This window comes from Microcystis sp. M53602_WE12 (assembly GCF_030065455.1).
Taxonomy (GTDB): domain Bacteria; phylum Cyanobacteriota; class Cyanobacteriia; order Cyanobacteriales; family Microcystaceae; genus Microcystis; species Microcystis aeruginosa.
Genome location: NZ_JASJFB010000698.1, coordinates 1 through 1,223, shown reverse-complemented (window position 1 = coordinate 1,223; position 1,223 = coordinate 1). Strand labels below are relative to the sequence as shown.

At 42.8% G+C, this 1,223-nt stretch carries 1 protein-coding gene and 1 pseudogene; one reads left to right on the top strand and one right to left on the bottom strand.

Annotated elements, in window-relative coordinates:
* A pseudogene (locus PX482_RS21800) lies at nt 1-129 on the top strand (RNA-guided endonuclease TnpB family protein); the annotation flags it as partial.
* Between the two features lie 149 nt (nt 130-278).
* Here the strand turns inward: PX482_RS21800 and PX482_RS21795 are convergent.
* A complete protein-coding gene (locus PX482_RS21795) occupies nt 279-1,049 on the bottom strand; it encodes a PEP-CTERM sorting domain-containing protein (RefSeq protein ID WP_002761553.1) in 771 nt (256 codons plus the stop codon).
* Nucleotides 1,050-1,223: the final 174 nt, after the last annotated feature.

The following is a 1,223-nucleotide window of genomic DNA, read 5'->3' as shown; positions in this document are numbered from 1 at the left end:
AGTAAAAATATTTTGGCCGCAGGGCTTGCGGTGTCAGTCCGGGTCGCGACCATAAGACCAGAACAGAGTGAATCTGTTAAGGCAGGTGCGGAACCCCGCAAGGGAAAGAAGCAGAAACCTAAATCGTGAGGTTTGGGAATCACCGTCCGTTTACGGCGGTGAGGATGTCAAAAGACTCTGGGGTTGTCGAGATATACATTTATGTCAAGCAAACGCTTAATCCCTGACTTTAAATGTACAAGGAAGTCAGGGAACTTTTGCCGATGATAATTTAGGGGTTATAGTTTTCGGTTTAAGGCTGCACCTATTCCTAATACTCCTAAACTCAGTAACCCTAGAATTGATGAAGGTTCGGGAACTGATCCGGGAAGAGTACCCTGTATAAAACTATAACTGCTTATCTCCGCTAGTGCATTAGTGTAACCTGTTGCATCCCCAAAGAAAAGTCCGTCGGAAGCATTTGGGGTAACTCCACTCAAAAGGGCTAAAGTGGCAATCGGTAGGTCGTCAATGTATAATTGAGCGTTTCCGCTGTTAAATGAACCTTCCAAGCGATAATTATGAAACACGGTATTGTTAAATGATCCTGGCAGTATTTGAAATGCTGAAATGCCGATTGCGTCAGTCCCAAACCCAACCGTAAAACGTTGTGATGAACTATTGATGCTTAATCCCAAACCAAAGAAATTTTGAGGATTTAGTACAAATTCATCTTGAAGCACTCGTGATCGCCAAGATAAGGTAAAAGGCTGAGTCGTGTCAACGACATTCGCTAACCTATAGCCGTTAACACCATCACCTGATCCTAATGTATTTTGAGTGAGAACACCGTTACTGATAGAAAACACATCTGTCTCCGTTGCTGTATTACCATCTACCAAATACGTCCATCCTTGTGAACTTGGTAAGGTATTAAAGTTCAAGGTGACGTTAGAAGCGTTAACAGGTACAATCACGAAGGTACTAACAGCTAAAACAGAGGATGTGATCGCTATCTTGGATAAGCAATTCTTATCCCCCCCCCGATAAATAAGTTTTGCTAATGTCATAACCGTAAAACCTCATTCAAATTAATATTACCTCTCATTGACATCCTCGCCGCACTTTTAGGGCGGCGATTCCTAAACCTCACGATTTAAGTTTCTGCTTCCACCACCGTCGCATACCACAGTTAAAAAACCATGTACTGTCTTACACAGAGTCCACAGACTTTCGCCCCATTT